Below are 919 nucleotides of genomic sequence, written 5' to 3'. Positions count from 1 at the left end.
ATGGTCATACTACATTAGATATGCCTATTCTGTAACTCAAAGTTGAAGGCAAGTCTGCTGCCTAATTACCTTCCAATATTCACATAAAAGTTTTGAGTTCTGGTTTGGGTAGTACAACCATCCAGGGTAACAGTAAGCGTGACATTAAAATTTCCATAACCTCGCAGTCTAATATTGCTTCCTGTTCCATGGTATGTATTTCCTTTATTAACGACTGTCCAGTTATATGTATATCTCTCATCATAATTACTGGCAGCAGCATATTTAGAAAAGCTTTGTCTCATTTTGGTATGCTCGCTGGTAGGACATGAAGTTGTAGGTGGTGTAGTGTCTGGATAAATGAAAGCATCAAAAGTAAGAACAGAATAGCCCCCGCTGGTAATAAAAAAAAGCTTGCCTTCGTTCTTATTGATTCTTTTAACCCGCACTGTTCTTTTATTATGAGTATTATCAATAATTTTAAAACCTCCGGTAGCTTCCCAAATTCCATCACAATTTGCCTCAGCAATTGTGATCGTATTTACATAAGGATATACTTTTCGGGTCCTAAAATCCATCCACATAGGGCCTTCATACCTTTTAATACTCCAGTTATGGCAACCATTAGCTGCTTTTGTAGCAGATTTATCTATTGTAGAAGTCTCTACAGATATATTTTTTGATTCTCCTTCAAGACCATCAAGAGTACCATCATCTGTCTCGCAACTACTAATAAAGGTTGCCAGCATTACCATAGTGATTACTTTAAAAATTGTTTTTTTCATGATTTGTTGTTTTATGAATTAGATCTGTTATTGTAAATAATTAGAATACTCAATACAGAGCATAGTAAGTTATGGTCATACTACATTAGATATACCTATTTTGTATGCTTATAACTCAAATGTTGAAGGCAAGTCTACTGCCTAATTACCTTCCT

At 34.9% G+C, this 919-nt stretch carries 1 protein-coding gene; it reads right to left on the bottom strand.

The annotated features are described in order from the left end of the window. Positions 1-65: 65 nt before the first annotated feature. Positions 66-764 carry a hypothetical protein gene (locus Z053_RS0109600; protein ID WP_025664806.1) on the bottom strand — a complete coding sequence of 233 codons (699 nt, stop codon included), beginning with the start codon at positions 762-764 and terminating at the stop codon, positions 66-68. Positions 765-919: the final 155 nt, after the last annotated feature.

Source organism: Aquimarina megaterium XH134, from assembly GCF_000520975.1.
GTDB lineage: Bacteria > Bacteroidota > Bacteroidia > Flavobacteriales > Flavobacteriaceae > Aquimarina > Aquimarina megaterium.
Note: the sequence above shows the minus strand (reverse complement) of the source record. Positions and strands in the feature narration are given on the sequence as shown.

Bases quoted from the DNA above. Each gene is read 5' to 3' on its own strand.
- Z053_RS0109600 (WP_025664806.1), bottom strand. From the start codon at position 764: ATGAAAAAAACAATTTTTAAAGTAATCACTATGGTAATGCTGGCAACC.